This window comes from Pseudoselenomonas ruminis (assembly GCF_008271295.1).
Lineage (GTDB): Bacteria > Bacillota > Negativicutes > Selenomonadales > Selenomonadaceae > Selenomonas_A > Selenomonas_A ruminis.
In genome coordinates, this window is sequence record NZ_VTOY01000001.1 from 118,191 (window position 1) to 144,615 (window position 26,425).

At 52.3% G+C, this 26,425-nt stretch carries 22 protein-coding genes and 2 riboswitches; of the genes, 19 read left to right on the forward strand and 3 right to left on the reverse strand.

What is annotated here, in order from left to right; translation table 11 throughout:
* Position 1 precedes the first annotated feature (1 nt).
* The 9 genes from smc (at position 2) to FZ040_RS00595 (ending at position 14,316) form a co-directional block, all read left to right on the forward strand.
* The gene (gene smc, locus FZ040_RS00555) at positions 2-3,547 is read left to right on the forward strand and encodes a chromosome segregation protein SMC (RefSeq protein ID WP_149170206.1); all 3,546 of its coding nucleotides are present in this window, start codon (positions 2-4) and stop codon (positions 3,545-3,547) included.
* A gap of 13 nt (positions 3,548-3,560) precedes the next feature.
* On the forward strand, positions 3,561-4,478 hold the full coding sequence (gene ftsY, locus FZ040_RS00560; RefSeq protein WP_149170207.1) for a signal recognition particle-docking protein FtsY: 918 nt from the start codon (positions 3,561-3,563) through the stop codon (positions 4,476-4,478).
* A 341-nt stretch (positions 4,479-4,819) separates the two neighbouring features.
* On the forward strand, positions 4,820-7,075 hold the full coding sequence (pflB, locus tag FZ040_RS00565; protein ID WP_149170208.1) for a formate C-acetyltransferase: 2,256 nt from the start codon (positions 4,820-4,822) through the stop codon (positions 7,073-7,075).
* Positions 7,062-7,817, forward strand: coding sequence for a pyruvate formate-lyase-activating protein (pflA, locus tag FZ040_RS00570; protein WP_149170209.1), 756 nt, complete (start codon positions 7,062-7,064; stop codon positions 7,815-7,817). The genes pflB and pflA overlap by 14 nt, the downstream gene beginning before the upstream one ends.
* A 216-nt stretch (positions 7,818-8,033) precedes the next feature.
* Entirely contained in the window at positions 8,034-9,302 is a 1,269-nt protein-coding gene (locus FZ040_RS00575; RefSeq protein WP_149170210.1) for an SLC13 family permease, read from the forward strand.
* A gap of 39 nt (positions 9,303-9,341) precedes the next feature.
* Entirely contained in the window at positions 9,342-10,673 is a 1,332-nt protein-coding gene (locus tag FZ040_RS00580) for a PLP-dependent aminotransferase family protein (RefSeq protein WP_149170211.1), read from the forward strand.
* Positions 10,674-10,735: 62 nt separating this feature from the next.
* A riboswitch (cobalamin riboswitch) is annotated at positions 10,736-10,935 on the forward strand.
* A 164-nt stretch (positions 10,936-11,099) separates the two neighbouring features.
* The gene (locus tag FZ040_RS00585; protein ID WP_149170212.1) at positions 11,100-12,098 is read left to right on the forward strand and encodes a sirohydrochlorin cobaltochelatase; all 999 of its coding nucleotides are present in this window, start codon (positions 11,100-11,102) and stop codon (positions 12,096-12,098) included.
* Between the two features lie 141 nt (positions 12,099-12,239).
* Positions 12,240-12,322: riboswitch (ZMP/ZTP riboswitch) on the forward strand.
* A 49-nt stretch (positions 12,323-12,371) separates the two neighbouring features.
* Positions 12,372-12,947 (forward strand): xanthine phosphoribosyltransferase, encoded by a 576-nt coding sequence (locus FZ040_RS00590; RefSeq protein ID WP_149170213.1) that lies wholly within the window; start codon positions 12,372-12,374, stop codon positions 12,945-12,947.
* A gap of 16 nt (positions 12,948-12,963) precedes the next feature.
* Positions 12,964-14,316, forward strand: a complete 1,353-nt coding sequence (locus tag FZ040_RS00595; RefSeq protein ID WP_149170214.1) for a nucleobase:cation symporter-2 family protein — start codon at positions 12,964-12,966, stop codon at positions 14,314-14,316.
* Positions 14,317-14,346: 30 nt separating this feature from the next.
* Here FZ040_RS00595 and FZ040_RS00600 read toward each other — a convergent pair whose 3' ends face one another.
* Entirely contained in the window at positions 14,347-15,597 is a 1,251-nt protein-coding gene (locus FZ040_RS00600) for a histidine-type phosphatase (protein WP_149170215.1), read from the reverse strand.
* Positions 15,598-15,818: 221 nt separating this feature from the next.
* On the opposite strand from FZ040_RS00600, the gene FZ040_RS00605 reads away from it, so the two are divergent.
* Together FZ040_RS00605 and FZ040_RS14165 are read left to right on the forward strand one after the other, a co-directional pair.
* Positions 15,819-16,304, forward strand: coding sequence for a hypothetical protein (locus FZ040_RS00605; RefSeq protein WP_149170216.1), 486 nt, complete (start codon positions 15,819-15,821; stop codon positions 16,302-16,304).
* Positions 16,305-16,353: 49 nt separating this feature from the next.
* The gene (locus FZ040_RS14165; RefSeq protein ID WP_149170217.1) at positions 16,354-17,004 is read left to right on the forward strand and encodes a DUF4405 domain-containing protein; all 651 of its coding nucleotides are present in this window, start codon (positions 16,354-16,356) and stop codon (positions 17,002-17,004) included.
* Positions 17,005-17,069: 65 nt separating this feature from the next.
* Here the strand turns inward: FZ040_RS14165 and FZ040_RS00615 are convergent, their stop codons facing one another.
* Both FZ040_RS00615 and FZ040_RS00620 read right to left on the reverse strand, forming a co-directional pair.
* A complete protein-coding gene (locus tag FZ040_RS00615) occupies positions 17,070-17,933 on the reverse strand; it encodes a metal ABC transporter substrate-binding protein (RefSeq protein ID WP_149170739.1) in 864 nt (287 codons plus the stop codon).
* A gap of 168 nt (positions 17,934-18,101) precedes the next feature.
* Positions 18,102-18,536, reverse strand: a complete 435-nt coding sequence (locus tag FZ040_RS00620) for a Fur family transcriptional regulator (RefSeq protein WP_149170218.1) — start codon at positions 18,534-18,536, stop codon at positions 18,102-18,104.
* A 118-nt stretch (positions 18,537-18,654) separates the two neighbouring features.
* Between FZ040_RS00620 and FZ040_RS00625 the strand changes: the two genes are divergently transcribed.
* The 8 genes from FZ040_RS00625 (at position 18,655) to FZ040_RS00660 (ending at position 26,382) form a co-directional block, all read left to right on the forward strand.
* Positions 18,655-19,170 carry a methylated-DNA--[protein]-cysteine S-methyltransferase gene (locus FZ040_RS00625; RefSeq protein WP_149170219.1) on the forward strand — a complete coding sequence of 172 codons (516 nt, stop codon included), beginning with the start codon at positions 18,655-18,657 and terminating at the stop codon, positions 19,168-19,170.
* Between the two features lie 86 nt (positions 19,171-19,256).
* The gene (locus tag FZ040_RS00630) at positions 19,257-19,679 is read left to right on the forward strand and encodes a PPC domain-containing DNA-binding protein (protein ID WP_149170220.1); all 423 of its coding nucleotides are present in this window, start codon (positions 19,257-19,259) and stop codon (positions 19,677-19,679) included.
* 40 nt (positions 19,680-19,719) lie between these two features.
* Positions 19,720-20,451, forward strand: a complete 732-nt coding sequence (locus FZ040_RS00635; protein WP_149170221.1) for a L,D-transpeptidase family protein — start codon at positions 19,720-19,722, stop codon at positions 20,449-20,451.
* Complete coding sequence (locus tag FZ040_RS00640) at positions 20,448-21,407, forward strand: alpha/beta hydrolase (protein WP_255448684.1); 960 nt, start codon at positions 20,448-20,450, stop codon at positions 21,405-21,407. Before FZ040_RS00635 ends, FZ040_RS00640 begins: the two co-directional genes overlap by 4 nt.
* A gap of 183 nt (positions 21,408-21,590) precedes the next feature.
* Entirely contained in the window at positions 21,591-21,944 is a 354-nt protein-coding gene (locus FZ040_RS00645) for a M15 family metallopeptidase (RefSeq protein WP_149170741.1), read from the forward strand.
* 24 nt (positions 21,945-21,968) lie between these two features.
* The gene (locus FZ040_RS00650; protein ID WP_149170222.1) at positions 21,969-23,951 is read left to right on the forward strand and encodes a carboxylesterase family protein; all 1,983 of its coding nucleotides are present in this window, start codon (positions 21,969-21,971) and stop codon (positions 23,949-23,951) included.
* Positions 23,952-24,006: 55 nt separating this feature from the next.
* A complete protein-coding gene (locus FZ040_RS00655; protein WP_149170223.1) occupies positions 24,007-24,669 on the forward strand; it encodes a lipid-binding SYLF domain-containing protein in 663 nt (220 codons plus the stop codon).
* 63 nt (positions 24,670-24,732) lie between these two features.
* Positions 24,733-26,382, forward strand: a complete 1,650-nt coding sequence (locus tag FZ040_RS00660) for a ShlB/FhaC/HecB family hemolysin secretion/activation protein (RefSeq protein WP_149170224.1) — start codon at positions 24,733-24,735, stop codon at positions 26,380-26,382.
* Positions 26,383-26,425: the final 43 nt, after the last annotated feature.

Consider the following 26,425-nt stretch of genomic DNA (forward strand, 5'->3'; position numbering starts at 1 on the left):
TGTGCAGTTAAAACGTCTTGAGGCATACGGATTTAAATCCTTTGCGGATAAGATAACGATAGATTTTGATAAGGGCATCACGGCCATCGTTGGGCCGAATGGTTCGGGCAAGAGCAATATCACCGATGCAATTCGCTGGGTTCTCGGCGAGCAGAATGTCCGCAATCTGCGTGGTACGAAGGCGGAGGATATCATCTTCACGGGTTCGGCATCGCGCAAGGCACTCGGCGTGGCTGAGGTATCCTTATTTTTTGCCAACGATGGCACGCTGCCCGTGGATTTCCGGGAAGTTGTCGTCACGCGCCGGCTTTACCGCAGCGGTGAGAGTGAGTTCTATATCAATCGTTCCCGCTGCCGGTTGAAGGATATCTACAATCTTTTTGCCGATACGGGTATTGGCCATGACGGCATGAGCATCATCGGGCAGAACCGCATCGATGATATCTTAAACAGCCGTCCTGAGGAGCGCCGGGCGTTTTTTGAGGAGACTGCGGGCATTACGAAGTACCGCAACCGCAAGCGGGAATCGGTGCGCAAGCTCACGGATACCGAAAACAACCTGATTCGCGTACAGGATATCATAAATGAAATCGAAAACCAGTTGGAGCCGCTCGCGCGTCATGCTGAGAAAACCCGCGTGTTCAACGAACTCGATGGGGAATACCGGAAATGCAAGCTGACGAAACTGGCGCAGGATTACGTCCGGGAAAGCCAGCGCAAAACGGATAACGATGGCAAACTGGCCGAGGCCCGCGATGGGGCCGTAGCTGCTGAGACGAGGGTCAAGGCAGTCGCCGCTAAGAAAGAACAGCTCGGCAAGGAAATCATTGACTTTGAGCAGCAGCTTAAAGAGCAGGCCGAGAAAAACGAGGCCATCCGCCAGAAAATCGAAGCGGCATCGACCGAGATGGCACAGTTGCAGGAGCGTCAGGAGCAAAGCGATGCGGCCAAAGCGCGTATCCTTGCCCGCCGCCAGGAACTCAATCATGAGGTGGCGCAGGCTGTGGCCGATATGGCACAGCTTTCCGAAAAGGAAGCCCAGCAGAAAAAGGATTTGGCACTGGCTGACAGCTTGCTGAGCCAGGAAAAGGAAAAGGCAAAGTGCATCGCCGACCGCATCCGCGAGCAGAAAGAAGTCGATAAGAGCGCGTCCGAAAAGCGGGAAAAGGCGCAGGCTGCCCTCACGCAGAAGCAGCAGGAACTCGCACTTATCGAGCGCGATATCGAAAACGGCAGCGGCGATCAGGAAGCCCGTGAGGCAAGTCTGTTGGAGGCCCGTCAGGAACTTGAGCGGCTCGAAGGTTTGCAGGAGAAACTCGCCGGAGAAATCAGCCAGCAGGACGAGGCGATAAAGGCGCGGGTCGCCGAGCAGCAGCAGGCCCAGACGGCCCAGCGCGAAGCGGCGCAGAAGATGGCCGATTGCCAGCAGCGCTACAATGAGACCAGCCAGCAGGTAAAATCGGCTGAAAGCAAGATTCAATTCCTCTCGCGCATGCAGCAGGATTATGAAGGCTTTGGCAAAGCGGCCAAGGCGGTGCTCAAAAGCCGGGAGAACTGGCGCCGTGGCGTAGCCGGTGCTGTAGCGGAGCTCATCGATGTTCCGCGGGATTATGTGACGGCACTGGAGATTGCGCTCGGCGGCAATCTCCAGAATATCGTCACCGAAGATACCGATACGGCCAAAGCCGCCATCGCGTATTTGAAACGGGAACGGCAGGGACGCGTGACGTTTTTGCCGCTGTCCACGATTGTATCGCGCCCGCCGAAAGATATTGCGTTCTCGGCCGATGAGGGCGTAATTGGCTGGGCCAGCGAGCTCGTAAAAACGGAGGAAAAGTTCCGCAAGATTGTGGATTTCCTGTTGTCGCGGACGCTCGTTGTCGATACGCTCGACAATGGCCTGAAACTGGCGAAAAAACACAACTACAAACTACGCATCGTCACGAAGGAAGGCGAACTTTTGAATCCGGGTGGATCGCTTTCGGGCGGCAGCCGCCAGCATCAGGAGTCAAGCTTCCTGAACCGCAGCGGTGAGATTGAAGAATTAAAAGAAAAGCTCACCCGTGGGCAAAAACTGCTCGAAACGCTCGTGGCCGAGCGTCAAGCGGCGCAGCAGGCGCAGGCCGACGCCGGACAGCGCCAGAATGAAGCGATGGAGGCCCTCCATGAGGCCAACGTCCATCGCGCCGAGCTTCGCGTGAGCCGGGAGCGTCTGGCTGAGAATTTGACAAGTCAAAAATTGACCGTCAAAGAACTCGAAGAGGCCGCTGAGAAAATCAAGGCAACCTTTGCCAAGATTCAGGAAAAGCGCACGCTGGCCGCAAGAGCTGTGGCTGCGGCGCAGCGTGAGTTCGAGGAAGCCGAGCACGCCGCCGAAGACGCGGCCATTGAGCTTGAGGACCTCGAGCAGGATGCGGACGATTTGTCCGAGTACATCCAGAAGCGCGAAGTCAATCGCGCCGTTCTCGAGCAGGAAGCCCTGCGTTCGCGCGAGCACCTGCTCTTAAGAACCCGCGACAAGGAACGCAGTGAGCAGTCCCTGCGCGATAACGAGGCCGAGGAAAAACAGCTGGTGGCAGGCCTGGAGGAAAGTGTCAGCCGTCTCGAAGTCATCCGCGGCCAGAATGCGAACTGGCAAAATCTCTTTGCCGAGGGACAGGCGGCCCACGATAAAATCTATGCCCAGCGCATGACGAAACTCACGGAAAGCCAGCAGGCGGATAAAGACGCCCACGAAGCGGCCCGGAAGCTCAATCAGGCGCAGGAACACGTTCACAAGCTCGAAATCATCGAGACAAAACTTCAGCTGGCCTTGGAGGAATGGCAGGAGACGATTCTTTCTGAATACGGCCTGACGCCGGAGCGCGCTGCCGAAGAGGCCCTGGATATGGAGCCGCCGGCAGTTCATCATCGCATGAAAGAACTCGAGCGCAAGATAAAAGAGCTCGGGCCGGTCAACCCCAATGCGCTGGAAGAATACGAGGAACAGCAAAAACGGCATGACTTCATGCAGGGGCAGGCAAAAGACCTTATCGAAGCCAAGGAAAACCTCGAACACATCATCGCCGATATGGATGAAGCGATGACGAAACAGTTCAAAGAGGCGTTTGCGCAGATTCAGGTTTATTTTGCCGATATCTTCGTGCGCCTCTTTGGCGGCGGCAAGGCCGAGTTAAAGCTCTTGGATGAACACGATGTGCTAAACACCGGTGTCGATATTCTCGTAACGCTGCCCCAGAAAAAGCGGCAGAACCTTTCGGCACTGTCGGGCGGCGAGCGCGCCCTTACGGTTATTGCGCTGCTGTTCTCGTTCCTGCGCTACCGTCCATCGCCGTTCTCGGTACTCGACGAAATCGATGCGCCGCTCGATGAAGCCAACGTCGTCCGTTTCGGTTCTTTCCTGCGGGAATTTGCCGAAAATACGCAGTTCATCGTTGTAACGCATCGTAAGGGCACGATGGAATCCGTTGACACCATGTATGGCGTCACGATTGAAGATGCGGGCGTATCCAAGATACTTTCCGTCAAATTGGATGATATAGAATAAACGGAGGCAGTCCATGGGATTTTTTGATAAACTGAAAAAAGGTTTGAACAAGACGCGTGAAAACCTCACGAATAAGATTGAAAAGCTGGTCATCGGCTATGCCGATATCGATGAAGATTTCCTCGAAGAACTCGAAGAGACGCTGATTATGGCTGACGTCGGGGTACAGACTACCGATGCGCTTATGACGGCAGTCCGCAAGGGCATCAAGAAAAAGGAAATCAATACGCCGGAGGATTTGAAACCCTTCCTGCAAAAGACGATTGTCGATATTCTCAATCGCGGCGAGGATACGACGCGCAAGGCGGCAGAAGGCCCGACGGTCCTGCTCGTCATCGGTGTCAATGGCGCCGGCAAGACGACGACGATTGGCAAGCTCAGCGCCTACTACAAGGAACAGGGCAAGTCGGTCATGCTGGCCGCTGCCGATACGTTCCGTGCTGCTGCCATTGACCAGCTCGAAGTCTGGGGACAGCGCACCGGCGTTCCGGTAATCAAGCACGAGGAAGGCTCCGACCCGGCCGCTGTGGCCTTTGACGCCGTAAAGGCAGCCAAAGCCCGCGGTATCGACATGCTGATTATCGATACGGCTGGCCGTTTGCAGACGAAGTCGAACCTCATGCAGGAGCTTGAGAAAATCAACCGCGTCATCGGCCGTGAGATTCCGGGCGCACCGCATGAGACACTGCTCGTGCTCGATGCGACGACGGGACAGAACGCCATCAGCCAGGCCGAGCTCTTCACCAAGGCCGCACCGATTTCGGGGGTTGTCTTGACGAAGCTCGATGGCACGGCCAAGGGCGGCGTGGTTATCGGCATCAAAAACCAGCTTTCCATGCCAGTCAAATGGATTGGCGTCGGCGAAGGCGTCGAAGACCTGCGTCCGTTCAATGCCGATGATTTTGCCAAGGCGTTGTTTGAAGGGGAATAAAAAAAGAGGCTCCGCAATCAATTCTGAAAAGATTGATTGCGGAGCCTTTGGCTTTCGTAAGGGGCCGGCTGCAGGACCGTCAAACCGTGGTTGGCGTTCGGGTTGTTGGACGGGACAGCCGGCATGATTGGTTTCTACCTAAAGTATACCATATATTCTGAATAGTTGCACTGTAAAGAGCGGATTTTTTTATTGCCTGCGTTCCGGCTGATTCATGGCGATTTCATAGTTATCGGTTATAAAGAAGTTAAGGATTCATATTTGTATTTATTTCGAATATGAGGTATTATGATTAGGTAATAAAAACAGTGCAGGAAAAAATCCATCAAGGAGGCACAATAATGTTGAATCACGAACAGTGGAATGGTTTTACCGGAGGGCTTTGGCGCGAGGAAATCAATGTCCGCGACTTTATACAGAAAAATTATCAGCCGTATGAAGGCGACGAGTCCTTCCTGGCTGCTCCGACGGATGCTACGAATAAACTGTGGGGAAGACTGCAGGAACTGCAGAAGGAAGAACGTCAAAAGGGCGGCGTTTTGGATATGGATGTGGATATCGTATCCAGCCTGACTTCCCATGGGGCAGGCTATATCGATGAATCCATGAAAGAGCTGGAGACGGTCGTTGGTCTTCAGACAGATAAGCCCTTAAAGCGTGCCTTTATGCCGTATGGCGGCATTAAGATGGCTGAGCAGGCTTGCCAGAACTACGGCTATGAGCCGAGTGCGAAGCTCCATGAAATCTTTACGAAATATCATAAGACGCATAATCAGGCGGTATTTGATGCTTATACGCCGGAAATCCGCCGCGCGCGCCACAGCCATATCATTACAGGCCTGCCGGATACCTATGGCCGCGGCCGCATTGTCGGCGACTATCGCCGCGTGGCCCTCTATGGTATCGATCAGCTGATTGCGTTCAAGGAAGCGGATAAGGCCAATGTCGGTATCGATGGCGTTATGACTGACGATGTCATCCGCCAGCGCGAGGAGCTTACGGAGCAGATTCGCGCTCTGCAGGGCATGAAGGAAATGGCGGCTATCTATGGCTTTGATATTTCCCAGCCGGCAAAAGATGCGCGTGAGGCCGTACAGTGGCTCTATTTCGGCTATCTGGCTGCCATCAAGACGCAGAACGGCGCCGCCATGAGCGTTGGCCGTATCTCGACGTTCCTCGATATCTACATCGAGCGCGACCTCCAGAACGGCACGCTGACGGAATCGGAGGCGCAGGAGCTTATCGACCATCTCGTCATGAAGTTCCGTATGGTTAAGTTTGCGCGCATCACGTCGTATAACGAGCTGTTCTCGGGCGACCCGGTCTGGGCAACGCTCGAAGTTGCTGGTATCGGCATGGATGGCCGCAGCCTCGTTACGAAGAACGACTATCGTTTCCTGCATACGCTTGAGAACATGGGCCCCGCACCGGAGCCGAATCTTACGGTGCTCTATTCGTCGGCGCTGCCGGAAAACTTCAAGCGCTATGCGGCTAAGATTTCGGTGACGACGAGCTCGATCCAGTATGAAAATGACGATGTCATGAAGGTCGAGTGGGGCGATGATTACTCGATTTGCTGCTGTGTATCGGCTACGCAGACGGGCAAGGAAATGCAGTTCTTCGGTGCGCGGGCAAACCTTGCCAAGTGCTTGCTTTATGCCATCAACGGCGGCGTGGATGAGAAATCCGGTGAGCAGATTGGACCAGAGTACCGCGGCGTAACGGGCGACATCCTCGATTATGACGATGTGCTGCAGAAATTCGACCGCATGATGGACTGGCTCGCTGGTCTCTATGTCAATACGCTGAACCTCATCCAGTATATGCACGATAAATATTACTATGAGGCTGCTGAGATGGCGCTTATCGACACCGATGTGCGCCGCACGTTTGCGACGGGCATTGCGGGTTTCTCCCATGTCGTCGATTCGCTGTCGGCTATCAAATACGCCAAGGTTAAGGCTATCCGCAATGAAAATGGCATCGTAACCGATTACGAGACGACGGGGGATTTCCCGCGCTACGGCAACGACGATGAGCGTGCCGATGAAATTGCCAAGTGGCTCTTGAAGTCGTTCCTCGACAAGATTAAGTCGCGTCACACGTATCGCAACTCGGAGCCGACGACGTCCATCCTTACGATTACGTCAAATGTCGTCTATGGCAAGTACACGGGGGCTATGCCGGACGGCCGCGAGGCGTGGGTGCCGCTTTCGCCGGGCGCAAACCCGAGCTATGGTGCCGAGCAGAATGGCCTGTTGGCTTCGCTCAATTCGGTAGCAAAACTGCCGTATGAGTGGGCCCTTGACGGCATCTCCAATACGCAGAGTATGACGCCGGAAGCCCTTGGTCATAATGACGAGGAGCGTTCCGCGCAGCTCGTCAACGTGCTCGATGGTTATTTTGACCAGGGGGCGCATCATTTGAACGTCAATGTCTTTGGCCGTGAGAAACTCCTCGATGCCATGGAGCATCCGGAGAAGGAAGAGTACGCAAACTTCACGATTCGCGTCTCGGGCTATGCGGTCAAATTCATCAACCTGACGCGCGAGCAGCAGCTCGACGTTATCGCGAGAACGTTCCATGCGCACATGTAAGGGCCGTGTCAACGCCGTTGAAAGTTTCGGCTCGGTTGACGGGCCGGGGCTTCGCTATATCTTCTTCTTGCAGGGCTGTTCGCTGCGCTGCCAGTATTGCCACAATCCCGAAACCTGGCCGGGGACAGGCGGCATGGAAATGACGGCAGATGAGGCCCTGCGCAAGGCCATGCGCTATAAGTCCTACTGGAAAAATGGCGGCGGCATCACGGTGTCGGGCGGCGAGCCGCTTCTGCAGGCCGAGTTTGTCACGGCATTGTTTACGCTGGCCAAGGAGCAGGGGATTTCGACCTGCATCGACACTTCTGGCGCAGTCTTTTCGCGCGAGGAGCCGGTGTTTTCGCGGCTGACGGCACTGCTGGCGGTTACGGATACTGTGCTTTTGGATATCAAGCATATTGACATGTCAAAACATCGGGATTTGACCGGTCAAGATAATACGCAGATTCTTGATTTTGCGAAATATCTGGCTGAAATCCATAAGCCGGTCTGGATTCGCCATGTACTTGTGCCGGGAATCACCGATGACGAGGAAAGCCTGGCCCAATTGTCTGCTTTCGTCGCGGGACTTGGCAATGTCCAGCGCTTTGAGGTACTGCCATATCATCGGCTGGCTGTCCATAAATACGAAGAGCTCGGGATTGACTACCCGCTGGTTGATGTGCCAGAGCCGACGAAGGAAATGGCAGCGAGGGCAGAAGAAATCCTGCGTGTAAAGGAATATCAAGGCTACAAACGCTGATAAAATAACGAAAAGGTCATTGACTGATTAGGAGTCAATGGCCTTTTTCTATGGCGGGCTGGGCCAGTAACAATTCCTCAAATCCGCCTTTTCGATAACTAAAAAGTAAGAGGAATGATAAGTTCGCGTATAGAATGGAAAAAGTAACAGAAAAATGCTATGAGTACTGACTCCAAGACGACATAGCGACAATTGAATAGGTGAGGAGTGAAATGTATGGATTCTGCTGTAATTACCTTATGTGTGCTTTGCGTAGCGGGGTTCTTCTTTGCTACGGAACTTATTCCTTTGGCTGTTACGGCCATGGGAGCGGCGATTTTGCTGGGCCTGTTTGGCGTTTTGACGCCGGCACAGGTCTATTCGGGTCTTTCCAATTCAACGGTCGTTTTATTTGCGGGCATGTTCGTCATCGGTGCGGCGATGTTTCAGACGGGGCTGGCGCAGAAAATCGGCGTCACTGTCGTAAAGAAGGCGGGCACCGATGAGAAGAAACTCATGCTGGCCCTGATGGTCATCACTATCGTGCTTTCGGGCGTTTCGTCGAATACGGCGACGGTCGCCTGCCTGATGCCGGTGGTCGTACAGATCTGTATTGCGGCTCATATCCCCGTGTCGTCCCAGCTCATGGGCATGGCCCTGGCGGCAAACGTCGGTGGTACGCTGACGCTTATCGGTACGCCGCCGAACATCCTCATGAGTGCGACGCTCGAGACATCTGGGTACAGTCCGTTTGGCTTTTTTGAATTTGCGCTTATCGGTATTCCGCTGTCCGTGGCGGGCGTCTTGTATATGATGACGGCCGGGCGGCGGTTATGCCCGCATAATTATGCCGACAACAACTTGTTCGATCAGGAGTCCGCGGAGCCGGAGAATCCGCGCAAGATGCTGATTTGTGCGATTATCCTGGTCTGCGTAGTCGTGGCGATGGTTCTCGAGAAGGACATCGGCGTGCCGATGCAGACGTCGGCGATTATCGGTGCACTGGCCTGCGTGCTCACGGGGTGCGTGACAGAAAAGCAAGCCTATCAGGGGATTGACTGGGTTACGATTTTTCTGTTCGCCGGTATGCTGCCGCTGGCCAGTGCGATGGACAAGAGCGGCGCGGGCAAGATGATTGCCGATTTCGTGATTGGCCTCATTGGTTCAGAGCCGTCGCCGATGATTATCGTCGTGGCGATGTTCATCCTGTCCTGCGGACTCACGCAGTTTATGAGCAATACCGCGTCGGCGGCGCTCTTAGCACCGATTGGCATTTCGATTGCGCAGTCGATTGGGGCATCGCCGTATCCGGTTCTGATGACCATCGGCATTGCGGCCTCGTGTGCATTTACGACGCCAGTGGCAACGCCGCCGAATACGCTGGTACTTGGCCCTGGTAAATTCCGGTTCATCGACTATGTCAAAGTCGGTATCCCAATGGTCATCGTGGCCCTGCTGGTATGCGTGGTGGTCATTCCGATATTCTGGCCGTTCTTCCCGGGATGAGTATAGCGGAATTTTAGCCTGATTCGAGGAGGAATATCTATGGAACGCGAAAAAATCATTCGGGGCATTGAGGCGTTTGACCCCGAACTGTTTGACTTCATACAGATGGAATTAAAGACGCAGCGCTATACGCTGTCACTGCTCCCTAATGAAAATTACGCTTCGCCGTTTTGCTCGTACCTCAAGGGCAGTCTTTTGAGCAATACCTATATGGATTATCACGATGTGCTGACCTGCAGCCGGCTGGAGACGCTGGCCATTGAGCGCGCCAAAAAGCTGTTTGGCAGTGAGGCGGCCATCGTGCGCATCAGCAATCTCGTGGCAGCTTCGCAGATTGTCTTTCACAGCTTTGTCAATACGGGCGATACGATTATGTCGTTTAACCTGCGCAAGCAGGAGTACTGCTACACGAAGGACATGAAGTATAATTTCGTAAAGTACAGCATCGAGCCGGAAACCCAGCATCTTGATTACCGTCATATCGAGGCGCTGGCGCAGGAATGCCGGCCGAAGATGATAATTTTCTCGCCGATAAATTATCCGAAGGATGTCAATTACCGGAAACTGGCGCAGATCGCCCATGGCGTCGGCGCGGTGCTCTGGGTCGATATGAGTGCCGTCGTGGGTATGGTAGCGGCCAAACTCATGCATTCGCCGGTGCCCCATGCGGATGTCGTAACGTTTTATACGCATGATACGCTGCGGGGGCCGCAGAGTGCCGTTATCCTGACCAATAGTGAAAATGTCGATCGGTTGAATGAAATTGCCATTAACACGGGGCATGTTTATTTGCAGGAAAATATCCTGGCGGCGCTTTGCATTGCGTTCCGGGAGGCGGAGACGAAGGAATTTGGCAACTATTGCCAGCAGTGTCTCGACAATGCCAATGCCTTGATGAATTCCCTCAAAGAAAATGGACTCAATATTGTCTATCATGGGACCAACAGCCAATACATAGCCCCCGAAGTGCATTATAAGGACCGCGGTGCGTTCCTGGCCCAGGTCAAGCAGGCCGGCTTTATCGTCAAATGCGACAACATCATGACGTTTGACGACAACAAGACGATTCCGGCTCTGCGGCTTTCTTCGTTGATTCCGACGACCCGCGGCATCAAGGAAGAGGAGATGGTGGAAGTCGGGCGGCTGCTGACGAAGGCCATCGTCCCGGATATTGACTCCAAGCAAATTGCCAAAATCCGTCAGTCGCTGGCGGAAATCGTCTTCACCAAGCCGCTGTTCTCCGAGGAATGGCTCCCGCGCAAGAATATCGTCAATCCGCTTTACAGCTCGCAGAATATCAATTATTCCCGTGAACTGTACGCAGCCAACAAGAAGAACTTCCTGCGCCATCTCTTTGGGTTTGATGATTAATATCATTGACAGTGATTTTTTATCGTAATATAATGTCAATTGTGAGATAAATCACAGCAATAATTTCATAACAGGGAACAGGTGCCATATAACGAGGGATAAGAATGGCGTTATAATGGCCGAAGAGAAAAGCCGGTAAAAGCCGGCGCGGTCCCGCCGCTGTGAGGGGAGTAAACCTGCAAAAAGCCACTGGAGAAAATCTGGGAAGGCGCAGGCAAGCGATGAACCGAGCCAGAAGAACTGCCTGTCCGAAAGTCACCGTTTTGACTTGTCAATTGACATTTGACAATTGACATTGACATTTGACGAGTCAAATTACCTGCGAGCGATGGGGAGGAGACTTCTAAGTATCTGATTGCGGAAAAAAGAGGTCTTTGGGCGTGCCAAAGACCTCTTTTAATATATCCAATATAGGGGGATTTCAATATGAAAAACTGGAAAAAAGCATTAGCGGTATCGCTGGCCTGCTCGGCTGTTTGGGGCTTGGCTGCTCCGCAGACGGAGGCTGCCTATCAGCTGAATCCGGAGGTCAAGAAACCGACGATGGCGCTTAAGACTGCTTCGGAAATCGGTGTGCTCAAAAATGAAAATCCAGAACTCAAGAACCTTGCCGATAAAGATGCTATCGTTGTCATGACGTTTGGCACGACGTTTAAAGATACGCGCGCAAAGACCATCGATGCTACGGTTGACGCCATCAAAGCCGCTCATCCGAATACGAAAGTCGTAACGGCTTATACGTCCCATATCATCATCAACCGCGTCCAGAAAAACGAAGGCATTAAATTCCCGACGCCGGAAGAGGCGCTTGAGCAGCTCAAGGCTGACGGTTATACCCGTGCCGCTCTCGTATCGCTCGATGTCATTCCGGGCATGGAGTACAATTACGACATGGGCGTCTATCATAACTACAAGAACCAGTTTAAGAAAATGACGCTGGCTACGCCGCTGATGTACTGGCAGGGCCAGGAGGAGCAGGCCGATGATGTTGCGGATACCATCAAGGCTATGTCCTCGCAGTTCCCGAAACAGGGCAAGAAAGATGCCATCCTGATTATGGCTCATGGTACGCCGAACATTTCGAATGCTTACTATTCCGTTATCCAGGCAAAACTCGACGAGATGGGCTATAAGAATGTCTATGTCTACACGGTTGAGGGCTGGCCAAACCTTGAGACGGTTATGCCGAAACTCAAGAAAAATGGCATCAAACACGTTACGCTGATGCCGATGATGATGGTTGCTGGCGACCATGCCAACAACGATATGGCTGGCAGCGAGGAAGATTCGCATAAATCCATCCTTGAAAAAGCAGGCTATAAGGTTGATGCTTATGTTCACGGCCTTGGTGAGAACAAGAACATCCGTGACCTCTACGTTGCCCGTGCCAACGAAGCTTGGAATGTTCTCGAAGCAAATAAATAATCTGTTTGCCAGAATAACGACGCGTGCGCTTCGCACGCGTTTTTCTTATGTGGAGGTTATCAAAAAAAATCCGTGGAATGCGGACATTTTTCTTGACGCTGCCAGCAGAACTCCTTATAATAAAACTATAATTTCAATAGCAACGAGCTGCATGGCTGACGGATTCGTGGAATTGACCACAGGCCGTGCAGTTCGGGAAAAAGCCGACCGTCTGGGCACCTTTTTATGGGCTCGGGCTGTCGGCTTTTTTCGTAGGATGGAGGAGCGATTATTTTGGAGCTGTTGGAGAAGAAGATACAGGAAGAGGGCATTGCCCTGCCGGGCAATGTGCTCAAGGTCGATTCGTTTTTGAATCATCAGATTGATCCAGAACTGTCGCTGGCGATGGGCAGGGAGTTTGCCCGCCTGTTCCGCGAGGCAGACATCGACCGCGTGCTGACCGTGGAGGCTTCGGGCATCGCCATCGGCGTTATGGCGGCCTTGGAACTTAACGTGCCGCTGGTCTTTGCCCGCAAGAAGAAATCGGTGCTGATTAACGAGCCGGTGTATTCGCATGAGGTATTTTCCTTTACCAAAAAAGAAACATCGGAAATCATCGTCCTGCAGAAGTATCTGCCGGCTGGCGAAAACGTGCTGATTATCGATGACTTCCTCGCAAATGGTGAAGCGGCCCTCGGTATGGCCCGCATTGTTGAGGAAGCAGGCTCGAAGGTCGCCGGCATCGGCATTGCCATCGAGAAGGCCTTCCAGCCGGGCCATCAGCGCATCGTTGACAAGGGCTATCACTTGGAAACGCTGGCGAGCATCGCCTCGCTGGTGGGTGGCAAGATTACGTTTACGGAAAAGTAAGATTGGAGGACTAATTGTGACAAACGCGATTCATCCTGTTGACCAGAAACTGCCCTGGGGGCGCACGCTTATCTATGCGGCCCAGCATGTGCTCGCGATGTATGCCGGGGCGGTGGCCGTACCGCTCGTACTCGCTGGCGCTATCGGACTTTCGACCGAGCAGCTCATCTACCTCATCAATGCCGACCTCTTCACCTGCGGCATTGCCACGCTCGTGCAGGCGCTTAGCATCAAAAACTTCATCGGTTCGAAACTGCCGATTGTCCAGGGCTGTACGTTTACGGCGGTCACGCCGATGATTATCATCGCCAATACCCATGGCGGCGGGGCAGCTGGCCTGCAGGTCGTCTATGGTTCGGCTATCTTTGCCGGCATTGCCTGCTTTATCATCAGCAATTACTTCAGCAAGATGCTGCGGTTCTTCCCGCCGGTTGTCACGGGCTCGGTCATCACGATTATCGGTTTGTCGCTGCTGCCGGTAGCAGTCAACTGGATTACGGGGCCGAATCCGGCTGCGGCGGATTATTGCAGTCCGTCAAACATCGCCTTGTCGCTGGTGGTGCTCGCCATCATCCTGTTCATCTACCGCACTTGCAAGGGGTTCCTCGGCCACATTTCTGTCTTGCTGGGCCTCGTGTTTGGCACGGCCATTGCGGCAGCTTTCGGCATGGTGGATTTTCATGCCGTCGGCGAGGCTGCTGTGCTTGGGGTCACGACGCCGTTTGCCTTCGGACTGCCGGTCTTTGAGCCGGTATCGTGCCTTATCATGACGCTCGTCATGCTCGTGACGATGGCGGAAACCACGGGCGATGTCATGGCCGTAAGCTCGATTGTCAAAAAGCCGATGACGGAGGAAATGCTCACGAAAGCCCTGCGCGCCGATGGCTTCTCGACGGCGCTCGGCGGTGTGTTCAACACGTTCCCGTATACGGCCTTTGCGCAGAATATCGGCCTTATCAGCATGACGGGTATCCGCAGCCGCTATATCGTAGCGACGAGCGGCGTATTGCTGATGGTTCTCGGACTCTTTCCAAAACTTGCGGCTGTCGTTGCCTGCATTCCGACGATGGTACTCGGCGGTGCCGGTCTTGCCATGTTCGGCATGGTCGCGTCAAGCGGTATGCAGGCGCTCTCGCAGGCCGATTTGCAGAAGAAAGGCAACTCGATGGTCGTTGCCATCAGCGTGGCGGTCGCGCTTATCCCTATCGGTGTGCCGTCGTTCTACAGCCATTTCCCGCAGTGGGTACAGCTCATCGGCAATAGCGGCATCACGATTGGCAGCATCATGGCCATCGTGCTCAACGTACTGCTTTGCGAACATAAACCAAAGCAGCAGGAAGAATTGCAGGCAAAGCTCAGCCTGCAATAAATCCCTGCTGCTTTAGGCGCAGATATTTCGTTAGTTCCAATGCGTTCCGTCCGCAATGGCGCTTTTGATGCGCTGTTGCAGGTCGCTGAAGCGGTAGAGGCCGTCGGCATTGGCCGCAAGGCCTTTGAGGCGCAGCGGAACCCGCTCGGGGGGCGCATTGAGGCTCAGCGGGGTGCGGTGACGAAGCTGTGAGGTATTCGCATAGACAAGGGAGAGGGAGGCGTATTCCTCGCCGTCTGCTCCCTGCCGTTTTTCGATGACGAGCTTGGCGCCGATTGGTGTTTTTTCCTCGATGCTATGGGGAAGTTTATACGCCTCGACGTCCAGTGCGGGCAGGACTTCGGCCAGATTGACATCGTGGCCGCCAAGGAAAGTGATTTTCCGCTGGCCATTGGTAAGCTCTTGCTCCATAACCGTGAGCAGTGGCGCGGCCAGCGCTTTGGCGGCCGTCGGCGTCCCGAACAGCGAATTGATGCCAAGTTCCTTTAGGGCGGCGGCGTCTTTCCATTCCTGTTCCGTCAGCTGGTGGCCAAAGGCGGCGCGTAAGTCGTTTTCTTCTTCGTAGTATTGCAGTGTTATGGCGTCGCTGGCTGGTACAAGCGCGCTCCATGGTGTGGTAAGGCCAATGCCGCCGTCTTTTAGCGGGGTGATGGCACCCGTGAACGGAATCGGGCCGTGCTTAGCCGCGTAGGTTGACCGGTCAAAATCCAATAGTTTCGTTAGTACTTTGCAGGAACGCAGACCGCGTTCCTGCAATTTTTTTTCGAGGCCAGCCGTTTGAAATTCCTGACGCACCTGCTGGCGGAATGGTTCACTGTCGGGGAGGTCGGGCAGAAATATCGGGTCGGCTTCGTTTAGCGCCTGATGGTGTTCAATGGTCACGTTGCCCACGGGCAGCAGACCGGCAGAAAAATAATGAGCCGTTGCAATGGTGCGCTGAAAGGAGTTGGTGTAGAAGCGCACCGCTTGCGGTGCTGGCTGGGCATTGGGCGCAAGCAGCTGTTCGCGCTCTAACCATTGCCGGAAATACTGCCCCATCAGCACTTCGAGCTCGCCGCCGCGCGGCGAAAGTTCCCCAGGCTTGCACTGCCAGTTAAACCAGGTATGCGGCGTGAGCTTAGCCAGGGCGGAGTCGCGTCCGGCCAGCGGGGCACGGATGTTATGACGGCTGAGTATCAGCACTTGCTTTAACGGATAACTTTTGGCAGCTGCCGCCTGCACGGACGCAGGCAGGAAGCAGAACAGCGTGAGCAAGAGGATAAGCAGATTTTTTTTACGCATAAGTATCGGCCTTTCTGAATCGTAACAGTATATCGTCTAAATTGTAGCATGGATGGAGTGGTTTCTTCAATTTATCTGTGAACAGGATTTTCGTGGATTATGGCGAAGTAAAAAGTACATGAGAATATCGGTACAACGGCAGGATTTTATCGAATTATAAGGAACAGCATGTATCATAATCCGTGTAATATTGATGGATGTATGAGGAGTCTGAAATGGCGATGAAGTGGTTACAGCGTTTTTTACTGTTAGTCGGTGGGAGCGCAGGGGCCGTCCTGCTCGTATCGGTTATGTATTTTCTGTTGTTCATTTTGGGGAATGCCGATTTTTCCCAGGCGTATCGGAATATCGATAATTATGAAGGCATCACCTTTATCAATACGTACAAACACAAGGCGTATAAGCGAACGTTTTGGGGGCTGCAGGAGGTCGAGTATCCGGGCGTTTCGCTTGACCGGCATGAACTTGACCAGTCAGATGAGGCCTATGAACTCGTAAAGGAAAAAGAAGGAGACGCTGCCTGGATTACCTGCTTCACGACTTCGCCGGATGGCAAGTATGTGTTGTATGCAGAGGCAATTTCCATAAGCAAGGGCGCTTCGACAGATGACGACCATATTTATTATCGGGTGCTCAATACGCAGGATGGTTCGGTTACGACTATTTACGATGGTCCTTACAAATGCTTTTGGGCGACCTGGCAGTGACGATGGGGTGTGAAGAAGATTGGCTTAGCTGTTTTGGGAGGTGGGGAGATTGGGGAACAAAAAAAGGTTTTTCCTGGATGTCGTGCTGTTTGTCATGATTACGACAATCTTCAAGCGGCATGTTATTTCGGCAGACTATCATGTCTGGGGCGGTTTGGTTTTCGTTGGCTTGACGTTTTGGCACATCTGGCTCAATCGCCAGTGGCTGCATCGCCTGGCTGGCAAGCAGAAAAAAGCTCTCGACTGGCTAAATATCGTACTGCTTTTCGTTTGGGCGGCCTTGTTGGTTACGGGAATCCTGGCGGCCAAACAGTTGGGCATCGCGCTTCACGTGCTAAAGCCGTATCATAAATTCCTCGGTGCGTTATCCCTGCTGCTGGTGGCCGCCCACATTGGCTTCCACTGGCAGTATCTGAAGCAAAACATTTTGCAGGTTGCGGGCGTCTTTCGACGCGTGCCGAAGGGAATTGCCACGGTGGCCCTGGCTGGCATGTTATGCCTTGGCGGTTATGGTTTTGTGGATTCGGGGTTTGCCAAGTGGATTTCGGCGCCGTTTACGGTGAGTGCCCGTCCGGCAAATCCTGCGGGCAGGCGTCAGCATACGCCGCAGCCATTCGACTGGACACGGCTCGGCAAAGCCATGGCGGAACTAGCGGGTATGCTCTATTTGGGGGCTTATGTGACAAAGAAAATACGTTAAAAATGACCGGTCAAGTTGACAGTTCCTGTTGTCAATTTGACCGGTCATTTATTTTTGCCCAGTGATTACTGCAGGGCTTCTTTTAAAGTGTTCATGTTCTTGCGCATCGTCGTGAGGTAGGCGTCCATGGCCGATTCGTTGGCTTCGCCGGTTACGACAGGGTCAAGGGTGTAAATCCTGGCGCCGGTTTCGCGGGCGATGGTCTGGGCGGCGCTGGGCGAGTACTGCGGCTCGGTGAACAGGACTTTGGCAGTAAGCGGTTTGACCTGCCCGATGACTTCCTGCAGCTCGCTGGGCGTCGGCTCGGTGCCCGGTTCGCGTTCGATGACCGCGAGGATATGCAGGCCAAATTCCTTGGCAAAGTACGGGAAGGCCTCATGGAACGTCACGATATCTTTATGCGGGACGTTGTCGAGGCTTGCGTGCATTTCTTTTTTGAGTGCTTCGAGCTTTTGGATATAGGCATCGGCATTGGCCTGATAGGCGTCGGCATGCTTAGGGTCAGCGGCTTTTAGCTGCTCGGCAATGTTTTTGACCTGTTCGATGTTCGCGGTAATGCTGAGCCAGACGTGCGGGTTTTCTTCATCGCCGTCTTTTAACAGCTCGATTCCCTTCGATGCGTCAATGACTTTGAGATTCTTCTGTTCCTTGATGACTTTGTCGAGGAAGTTTTCCATGCCGGCTCCGTTGGCGATGAGGGCATCGGCCTTTTCAAGCGTCTTCATGTCCTCAGTCGTCAGCTGATAGTCATGCAGGCAGCCGGTCTGCGGCTTAGTCATATTCGTGACCGTGACGCCGTCAATGCCCTTGGTGATGTTGATGGCGTCGATGTACATAGGATAAAACGTAGTGACAATATGGAACGTGCCGTCTTTGCCCGTGGCGGATGACGACGATTGATTGCTCCCCGCGCCACAGCCGGTAAGCATCAGGCAAAAGGCGGCGAGCAGGCAGAGCAATGAAGTTTTGCATTTCAAATTCAGGACCTCCTAAGGAAATAAGTAAATAGTAATATTACTATTTACGATTATAACACGAGAAATAAAAAAGACAAGAGTCGTTTGATAATTTTTATCATTGCTCTTGTCATTGACCGGTCATTTTTTATGAAGTTTTTGCTGGCATTTTTGACAGAGGCCGTAGAACTCGAAGATATGGCCTGTGATGGCAAAACCTTTTTTGGCTGCCTCCTGCTCGTAGGCATCGGTCATCGGACAGACGTCGATGCATTCGGTGTGGCCGCATTCGGTGCAGACCAGATGATGATGGTGATGTGTAGCGTCGGCAAGCTCGTAGACGTTGCCGGAGCTGCGGAAGATCTCGTGCACGATGTCAAGTTCTGTCAGCAGAGAGAGGTTGCGGTAAATCGTGTCGAGCGATACGTCGGGCTGCTGTTTGCGGACTTCTTCGCAAAGCTGCTGGGCGGTGGGAAACGGCGGACAGCTGGCAAAGGCCTGAAGGACGGCCCGGCGCTGTGGTGTTATCTTATAGCCCTTGGCGCGAAGCAGGTCAAGCGGCGTTTCTTTTGTCATAGGATGTCACCTCGGTTGTCATTTCACATAATGTCATTATACCGTCATTGGTTTGATTTTGCCAACGGTACGGAGAAAAAAGCGCGTGATATAATAAAAAGAAAAAGGTAGTGAACATATGATATATCGTGCTGTTTATCATTCACCGCTAGGTGAAATGTATATGGTTAGTGATGGAAAAAATTTGATGGCGCTTGATTTTGTGGAGGTTGTGCCTGAAAGACCGCTCGGGGAGCAGGCGGAAAAACTTGATGCGTCTTTGCCTGTCTTTGCCACGGTGCGGCAATGGCTTGACAGCTATTTTCAAGGAGGGCGTCCGGATTTTTTGCCGCCACTTAGTCTGGAGGGGACTCCTTTTAGGCGGGCAGTCTGGGATATTATGCGCCGGATTCCCTATGGAATGACGGTGAGTTATGGGAAGATTGCGGCAGATGTTGCCGATATTTTAGGAAAAAGACGCATGTCGGCACAGGCCGTAGGCGGTGCGGTGGGACATAATCCCATTGCCATCATTGTGCCCTGTCATCGCGTGGTGGGAAGTGATGGCAGTCTTACTGGTTATGCGGGCGGCTTGTGGCGCAAAAAATATTTGTTGGAGTTAGAGGGGATTCATGGCGGGCAGCTGGCAAGATAATCCGTTGGCAGTTAAGGGAGGAACTGCTTTTGCTCGTGGCGAATCTATGAGGTGGTAGAAGGATTAGCGGGAAAGGAGCAGAAAAAATGGAGCGCAAACTTTTGGATGACACGAATATATTGGTGCGGTTGGACCCGGATGATGAGATTTGTGCGGCGCTTATGCAGGTGGCAAGTGAGGAACATATTGAGCTTGCCAAGGTGCAGGGACTTGGCGCTGTGAAGCGCGTCGTCATGGGTGTGTATAATGTCACGACACAGCAGTACAAAGCCAACACCGTGGAAGGTGTTTTTGAAATGCTGTCGCTTACGGGAACGCTCGATACGATGAACGAAGCGCCATACAGCCACCTGCATATCGTCATTGGCGATGAGCAGGGCCATGCCTATGGCGGCCATCTCAATGAGGCGGTCGTAAGTGCGACGGCCGAAATCGTAATCACGAAACTGCCGGGGAAGATAGACCGGGAAAAGAGTGCTGAGACAGGGCTTAATGTCTGGAAATTTTGAGCCGAGGTAAAACGATTGGTTGAGAAAGGAAGAGAAAAGGATGAATAGGATCAGGAAAACTTTATGGATGGCGGCTGTTTGTCTGGCGGTGGTCTTTTCGGTGGGAAGTGTATTTGCCGGACGGCTTGAGGCAAGTTCGGCGTCGCCGGAATGGGTGAAGAACCTCCCTGCGGCCAAACAGGCCAGCCAACTGTTCGTGGTGGCTGGCGTCGGCAAGACTACGGCCTGGGTTTCGCTTCATGAAAAGGATGCCAACGGAACGTGGCAGCAGGTTATGACCACTCCGGGCTTTATCGGCAAAAAGGGGCTTGGCAAAACCCAGGAAGGCGATGCCAAGACGCCGGTGGGAACATTCCATTTTACGAAAGCCTTTGGCATTGCCCCCGACCCGGGCAGTGTCATGCCCTATACCCAGGTGGATAAAAATATGTACTGGTCCGGGGATGTGCGTCCTGGCATGAAATACAATGAGATGGTAGACATCCGGAAATACCCGCGGCTTGACAAAGCCGCCAGTGAACATATCATCGATTATACGGTTCACTATGTGTATTGCCTCAATATCAGCTATAACGAAGCGGGCATCGCTGGCAAGGGCTCAGCCATTTTCCTGCACTGCATTGGACCGAATAAGCCCTATACGGGTGGCTGCGTGGCCATTCCGCAGGACAAGATGCGTTTGGTATTGCAGACGGTGCGGCCGGAGTGCGTGGTGGTGATTGACTCCCTGCAAAATCTCTCACCGGCAACGGCTGCAGATTGGGGGATATGATGAAGCTTAGGAAAGCGGCTCAGGTTCGAAAGAAACTGCTGGCCGCGGGACTTTTATTGCTGGTGTTGTTGGGCGGGGCCGGGTACTTAGTCGGCAGCGGTTTTGTGGACTATGCGCTGTGCCGGAAAAATCCAGCCGATGCCACGGCGATACCCGAGGCGGCTGCTCAAATTGTGGAACCGGGGCTCGATGCACCGGCTAAGCCCACGGCGCCAAGTGAAACCTGGACGATACCTTCCGCGGATGGACTGAAACTTACGGCTACGCATTTTTCGCCGCCCAAGCCTGGCAGCCGCTGGGTGATTCTGGTACATGGCTACGGCCGCAATCAAAGCTTTGTCTGGGACTATGCGGCCGAATACGTAAAGCGCGGCTATCATGTTGTGACGCCGGATTTGCGGGCGGCAGGTCTAAGCGAAGGAAAATACTTTACCATGGGCGTAAAGGAAAGCGACGATGTCGTCCACTGGGCCAGGGAAATCGCAACGCGCGACGAGAAGGCACAAATTGTGCTGCATGGTATTTCTATGGGGGCGGCTACGGTGATGATGGCCACGGCGAAACATCCGCCGCAGGTGGTGGCTGCCATCGAGGACTGCGGCTATACGAGTGCCTACGATATGTTTACTGTACAGCTAAAAAAATTATTTGGCCTGCCGCAGTTCCCCGTGATGAATTGCGTCGATGTGGTCAGCCGGATGAAAAACGGTGCGGCCATTTCGGAGGCGGCGCCGTTGCGCAGCGTTGCCCGCACCGAGGTGCCGATGCTGTTTATTCATGGCGATGCGGACAAATTGGTACCGGCCAGCATGATGGAGGAACTGTACGAAGCCTCAGCGGCACCCGCCAAGAAAAAACTGGTGGTAACAGGAGCCGGGCATGCCGATGCGAAAAATATGGCTCCGGAGGAATATTATCAAGCCGTGTTTGACTTTTTAGCACCTTATATGGATTGAATTTGACCGGTCAATTGACCGGTCAAATTTTTATCGGCAGCAGGAAATGAAGGAAAAAGCAAGAAATTATATTGGCAAATGATATACTGAGAAAAATGAATCGTTGTTGCACGACATTGTAGTAGGAAAAGCAGGGCTGAATAGGCCCTGCTTTTGCTCAATAAGCGAAAGGAAGGGGACGTCATGTTTAAGAAGAAACTATCCCGCCGTGATTTCTTGAAAGGAGTGGGCGTTGGCCTTGCTGCTTTAAATCTGCCTGCTTTTCCTAATCGCATCGAAGCCGCGCCCAGTCACAGTGGTACTAATCCATATATCAAATACGTGGATGGCAAGCGGATTTTAGAACCAGCCACGGCCGAAAAATACTTGAAGCGAAAGAAAAATTTCCCGTATAAAATCGATAAAAAATCCCTTCCGTACCGATTGTTTACGCAATATGGCTTTGAATGGGGCGGGAACTGGTCAGACCGCAAGGACTATCAGCATTTTGAACTGCCGACCTCCATAACGGAAATACTATATCCGAACAATCGATGACATAGCTGGTGAATAGGGGGAAGTATGAAGAAATTACTTACGATGGAAGATTTTGTGATTGCCCTCGTCACGGCGCTTGGCTATGGATTTTGCTTTGAAATCCCGAAAATCATGGAATATGAACTGTGGTTGTGTGTCGTGATTTGCCTCATCGGCGGCATGGCGCTGGAAGCGTTAGGACGCCGGATTATTTATAGCAAAGCGGTACAGAAAAAGCCGGCCTTAAAGTTTTTGGTATTTACCGCGTTTATTTTCGCTTTTCTGGTGGCCCAGGAGATTGCTGTGGCGGTGGGAATCGATGTGCTCGAATATGTGGAGGGACAATATCTGTACGTCATTGGTCTTCCGCTGCTGGTGTTTGTGTTCAGCAAGGTTATCCGCCACTATCGCATCCGTAAAATCCGCCAGCGGTACGGCGATGGGAATAAGGGCTTTATCTTTGACGCCATGGTGGAGAAAAGCTTTGTCGATGAAGTGAATCAGCAGAATCAGCCGATTCGGGGTAATTACGATGCCTCGCTGGCGGTAAAGACGAAAACAGGCAGGTTTGTTGGTACGAAATGGAAAGACAGCGTATATTTCTGTGGCATTCCTTATGCGAAACCGCCAGTCGGCAAGCTTCGTTGGAAAGCCCCGGAGCCATTGTCTGAATCCGATGAGGTATTCGAGGCAAAATATCTGGGCGCATCGGCAATTCAAGTGGATTATGAGGGCTCATTACTGAAACATCACCGGCAAAGCGAGGATTGCCTGACGCTTAATATTTGCATACCTGCCAAGAAGACGAAGGCCCAAAAGCCGGTCATTGTGATCTTTCATCATGGTGATTTTTCCTATGGCGGTTCTGCTGATCCGCTGTTGTACGCTCCGCATTTCAACAAGATTTACCCAGATGCTGTGTGTATCACCTTCAATTACCGTCTCGGCGTCTTCGGTTTCATTGATTTTTCGGAGATTCCTGGCGGGAATGCCTATCCTGATGCGCTGAATCTTGGTCTTCTGGATCAGATAGCGGCGCTTCGCTGGATCAAGGAGAATATTGCTGCCTTTGGGGGCGATCCTGCGCGGATTACTGTGATGGGCTTCGAATCGGGGACGATTTCCATCGGTCTTTTGGCTGCCTGCGAGCAGGCAAAGGGACTTTTCAAAAAGGCGTTCATCTTTCATGAGACCCCTGTGGCAGCTTATGGGACGCCGGAAAAATCCAGAAAACTGGCGCAAAGATTGTTGCAGGAAACTGCAGCAACGACTATGGAAGATCTATTGCGGCTGAAGACGGAACGGCTTAAAGAAGTGTCGCAGAAACTGGCACTGGATATGTCGGCACCAACTCGCGATGGAAAGCTGATTCCCACGGATGTATATGCAGCCTATCAACAGGGGATCGGTTCCGGCATTGAATTTATCATTGGCATTGCCAATGATGAAATGCAGATATACAAATCCTTTGTGGGCGAGCAGAAATACGAGGGATTTATAGAAGAAGAACTAGACAATATCCTGGTATATCTCGAACCAATCTACCCAGCGGGCGCGCAGGCCGTAAAAGACTACATCAAGGCTCAAACAGAGGAAAACTCCTCGCTGGAAGCCAAGGCTAAGATGGTCGAGCAATTATATGCGTTGGGTACCTATCAGTATGCGCAGACATTGGCGGCGAGTGGGAACAAAGTTCATCTGCTTTATTGGGATGTAAAACCGTTGATTGAAAATCTTGGTTCCGGTATGGTGGATGTGGCGGCGGCTTTCCTCGGAAACAGTGAGGCAGTACAGATATATGGCAACGTGCTGAATCCGGATATTGCCGAGACGCTGCAAACGCTGTTCCGTAAATTCAAAAATGGGGAGGAAATGCGACTGTTCAACAATGAAATCAAAGGAATTGGTGCCATTGACTGGCAGGAATTTCCGCAGGCACTCATTGTTTCCGAGAAAGCGTTTCACTGTGGAACGATTACAGATAAGTTGACCGAAGTCAAATGCCTGTTGAAGCTTTTGGAAATGTAAATATTTCCTATAACAGGGGATTGATAAATGGATACAGTTAAGGAGGCGTATCGTTATGAAAAAACCGGCAATCGTATTGATGGTAATGATGCTGTTATGTCTGATGACGAGTGCTGCCTGGGCGGCTGATGCCGACAAGACGGCAAAGGAACAGGCAAAAATCACAAAGGCGCAGACCGAAATTGACGAACTTTCCACGAAAGCACTGGCGAATCTTTATGCGAAGATTCCTGCCGCCGAAAAGGTTATTCAGGATTGCTATGCATACGCGACGTTGAGCAATACGGGCATGAAACTTGGCTGGCTCGGGGATGCTCATGGCAGAGGTGTGGCCATTAACAAGGTCACGAAGGAAAAGGTCTATATGCGCATGAAGGAAATGGGCCTCGGTTTTGGCTTGGGCGTAAAAGAATACGATCTGATTTTCGTCATAAGCACGGAAGATGCCTGGAAATCCTTTGTTTCTGGCAAGGTGAAATTTGCTACTTCGGCGGATGCTGCCGCTAAAGATGGGAAAAAAGGCGGTTCGGTGGATGGAGCTTCTATTGCGGGCGATGGCATTTGGGTTTATCAGATTACGAAAAAGGGGCTGGCATTGGAAGCTTCCATTAAGGGGACAAAGATTTACCCGGATAAAAAACTGAACGCGCCCCAAAAGGAGACGGAAGGCGGCGCTGATGTGGCTTCCGAAAAAGAACTTAAGGAAACAGGCAAATAATACGATAATATATAGAGAATAGTTTGAAAATATAAATAATGTTTTACTATATAGGTGATTGTAATGAAAAAAATAAATTCGCTTTGTTGGATGATTGCTTTGGGACTGTTGGCAGAAGGCCAGGCATTGGCGGCGCCAGACCTGAACCGAGGCATGGATGCCGGGGCACAGATCGAACGGGACCGCCGGGATATGGAACGGGAACAGGTGAAGGAACAAATTGCGGAGGATGAAGCGGCTAAGAAAAAAAGGGTGGAGACAGCCGAGAATCAGCCTGCCGCTGACAGCGGCACGGAAATTCGCTTTGAATTGAAGCAGGTGAATTGGAATCCTTCGGAACTTTTGACGCCGGAAGAGCTGCATGCGGTGGTGGATACCTACATCGGACAAAAGATTACCCTGAAGGATTTGCAGGAGATGGCAAGCAAGATTACCAATCTGTATAAGGATAAGGGCTACCTGACCTGCGGGGCGGTATTGCCGCCCCAGCGGATACATGAAGGAGTGGTGGAGATCCGCCTTATCGAAGGAAAGACAGGAGAGGTAACCATCAAGGGGAATCGTTATACCAAAGAAAAATACATCATGGACCGGTTGAAACTAAAGCCAGGAGAAATTGCCAATACGGATAAGTTGAACCGTGACCTGCGCTGGTTCCACGGTACCAATGACTTGCAGCTCCGGGTAATTTTAAGGCCTGGTACCCAAGAGAATACTACCGACTACGAAATCATAGTTTTGGAGCCCAAGAATCAGTCGGTAACGCTCTATCTGGATAATGACGGATATAAAAACAATGGACGCTGGCGCGAAGGGCTTTTCTACAATATGAGGAGCTTGTCCAAATATCGTGATGCCTTGCGGGGGAATTTCATCCGCAGCCAGGGAACCAAGGCCTGGGCTTTGGGCTACAGCGTACCGGTTTTGCCTACAGGCATGCGATTGGATTTTCAATATGCGGGCAACCGTACGGAAGTGACGAACGGGGAACTGAAACCCTTGGGGGTTGAGGGAAAATCCAATTCCGTTTCGCTGACCTGGCGGGTGCCCTTCCACATGACCGAGCATTCCCGTCATGAAACAGGTTTGCAGTATGTTTATCAAAAGGCAGAAACAGACCTGGGACATGGGAAGGTTTCCTGGGTGAATGATAAGATACAGCGGATCGCGCCCTATGTGTCCTTCACGCATTATGGGAATAGCTCGGTGGTTTATCATAAACACTCCATTGTTCAGGCAAGGAGGAAGGATAAGGAGGGCATCTCGGATAATGCCAATCTTTATCGGCTAAGTTCTTTCTGGCAGAAACGGTACAAGCGGGGACAGTTCTGGCAGGGGCGGCTGGACGGACAGCTGACCTCCAGCGACTATCTGGCCTCATCGGATCGGTTCTTTATTGGTGGCGTCAACAGTGTCCGCGGGTATGAAGAGGGCTTTATCGGTGCTGAGAAAGGCTTTTCGGCAGGAATTGAGTACCACATCCCCGTGGATAAGGATAAACATTTTTCGGTGTTCCCCTTCTTTGATTGGGGAAAAGTAGCGGGGGATACAGCACCAGCGCATCGTACGTTGATGAGTACAGGCTGGGGTGTGGCAGCGAAGTATAAAAATATATACAGTACCTTGACCATGGGTTTCCCCTTAAAAAAGGACTTTTATGAAAATCATTTGGGCAGCACCAGAGTTGATTTCAGCTTGTCGGCTATGTTCTGAGCCGTTTATGAAGCCCGGGCTGTCTGGATGATGTAAGCGAAAA

What these genes read in the sequence shown, in the direction of transcription:
- FZ040_RS00580 (WP_149170211.1), top strand. Translation starts at nt 9,342, where the DNA reads ATGGAACGCGAAAAAATCATTCGGGGCATTGAGGCGTTTGACCCCGAA.
- ftsY (WP_149170207.1), top strand. Translation starts at nt 3,561, where the DNA reads ATGGGATTTTTTGATAAACTGAAAAAAGGTTTGAACAAGACGCGTGAA.
- FZ040_RS00575 (WP_149170210.1), top strand. Translation starts at nt 8,034, where the DNA reads ATGGATTCTGCTGTAATTACCTTATGTGTGCTTTGCGTAGCGGGGTTC.
- FZ040_RS00585 (WP_149170212.1), top strand. Translation starts at nt 11,100, where the DNA reads ATGAAAAACTGGAAAAAAGCATTAGCGGTATCGCTGGCCTGCTCGGCT.
- pflB (WP_149170208.1), top strand. Translation starts at nt 4,820, where the DNA reads ATGTTGAATCACGAACAGTGGAATGGTTTTACCGGAGGGCTTTGGCGC.
- FZ040_RS00630 (WP_149170220.1), top strand. Translation starts at nt 19,257, where the DNA reads ATGGAGCGCAAACTTTTGGATGACACGAATATATTGGTGCGGTTGGAC.
- FZ040_RS00600 (WP_149170215.1), bottom strand. Translation starts at nt 15,597, where the DNA reads ATGCGTAAAAAAAATCTGCTTATCCTCTTGCTCACGCTGTTCTGCTTC.
- FZ040_RS00625 (WP_149170219.1), top strand. Translation starts at nt 18,655, where the DNA reads ATGATATATCGTGCTGTTTATCATTCACCGCTAGGTGAAATGTATATG.
- FZ040_RS00655 (WP_149170223.1), top strand. Translation starts at nt 24,007, where the DNA reads ATGAAAAAACCGGCAATCGTATTGATGGTAATGATGCTGTTATGTCTG.
- FZ040_RS00645 (WP_149170741.1), top strand. Translation starts at nt 21,591, where the DNA reads ATGTTTAAGAAGAAACTATCCCGCCGTGATTTCTTGAAAGGAGTGGGC.
- FZ040_RS00615 (WP_149170739.1), bottom strand. Translation starts at nt 17,933, where the DNA reads ATGCTTACCGGCTGTGGCGCGGGGAGCAATCAATCGTCGTCATCCGCC.
- pflA (WP_149170209.1), top strand. Translation starts at nt 7,062, where the DNA reads ATGCGCACATGTAAGGGCCGTGTCAACGCCGTTGAAAGTTTCGGCTCG.
- FZ040_RS00640 (WP_255448684.1), top strand. Translation starts at nt 20,448, where the DNA reads ATGATGAAGCTTAGGAAAGCGGCTCAGGTTCGAAAGAAACTGCTGGCC.
- FZ040_RS00660 (WP_149170224.1), top strand. Translation starts at nt 24,733, where the DNA reads ATGAAAAAAATAAATTCGCTTTGTTGGATGATTGCTTTGGGACTGTTG.
- FZ040_RS00635 (WP_149170221.1), top strand. Translation starts at nt 19,720, where the DNA reads ATGAATAGGATCAGGAAAACTTTATGGATGGCGGCTGTTTGTCTGGCG.
- FZ040_RS00605 (WP_149170216.1), top strand. Translation starts at nt 15,819, where the DNA reads ATGAAGTGGTTACAGCGTTTTTTACTGTTAGTCGGTGGGAGCGCAGGG.
- FZ040_RS00650 (WP_149170222.1), top strand. Translation starts at nt 21,969, where the DNA reads ATGAAGAAATTACTTACGATGGAAGATTTTGTGATTGCCCTCGTCACG.
- FZ040_RS00620 (WP_149170218.1), bottom strand. Translation starts at nt 18,536, where the DNA reads ATGACAAAAGAAACGCCGCTTGACCTGCTTCGCGCCAAGGGCTATAAG.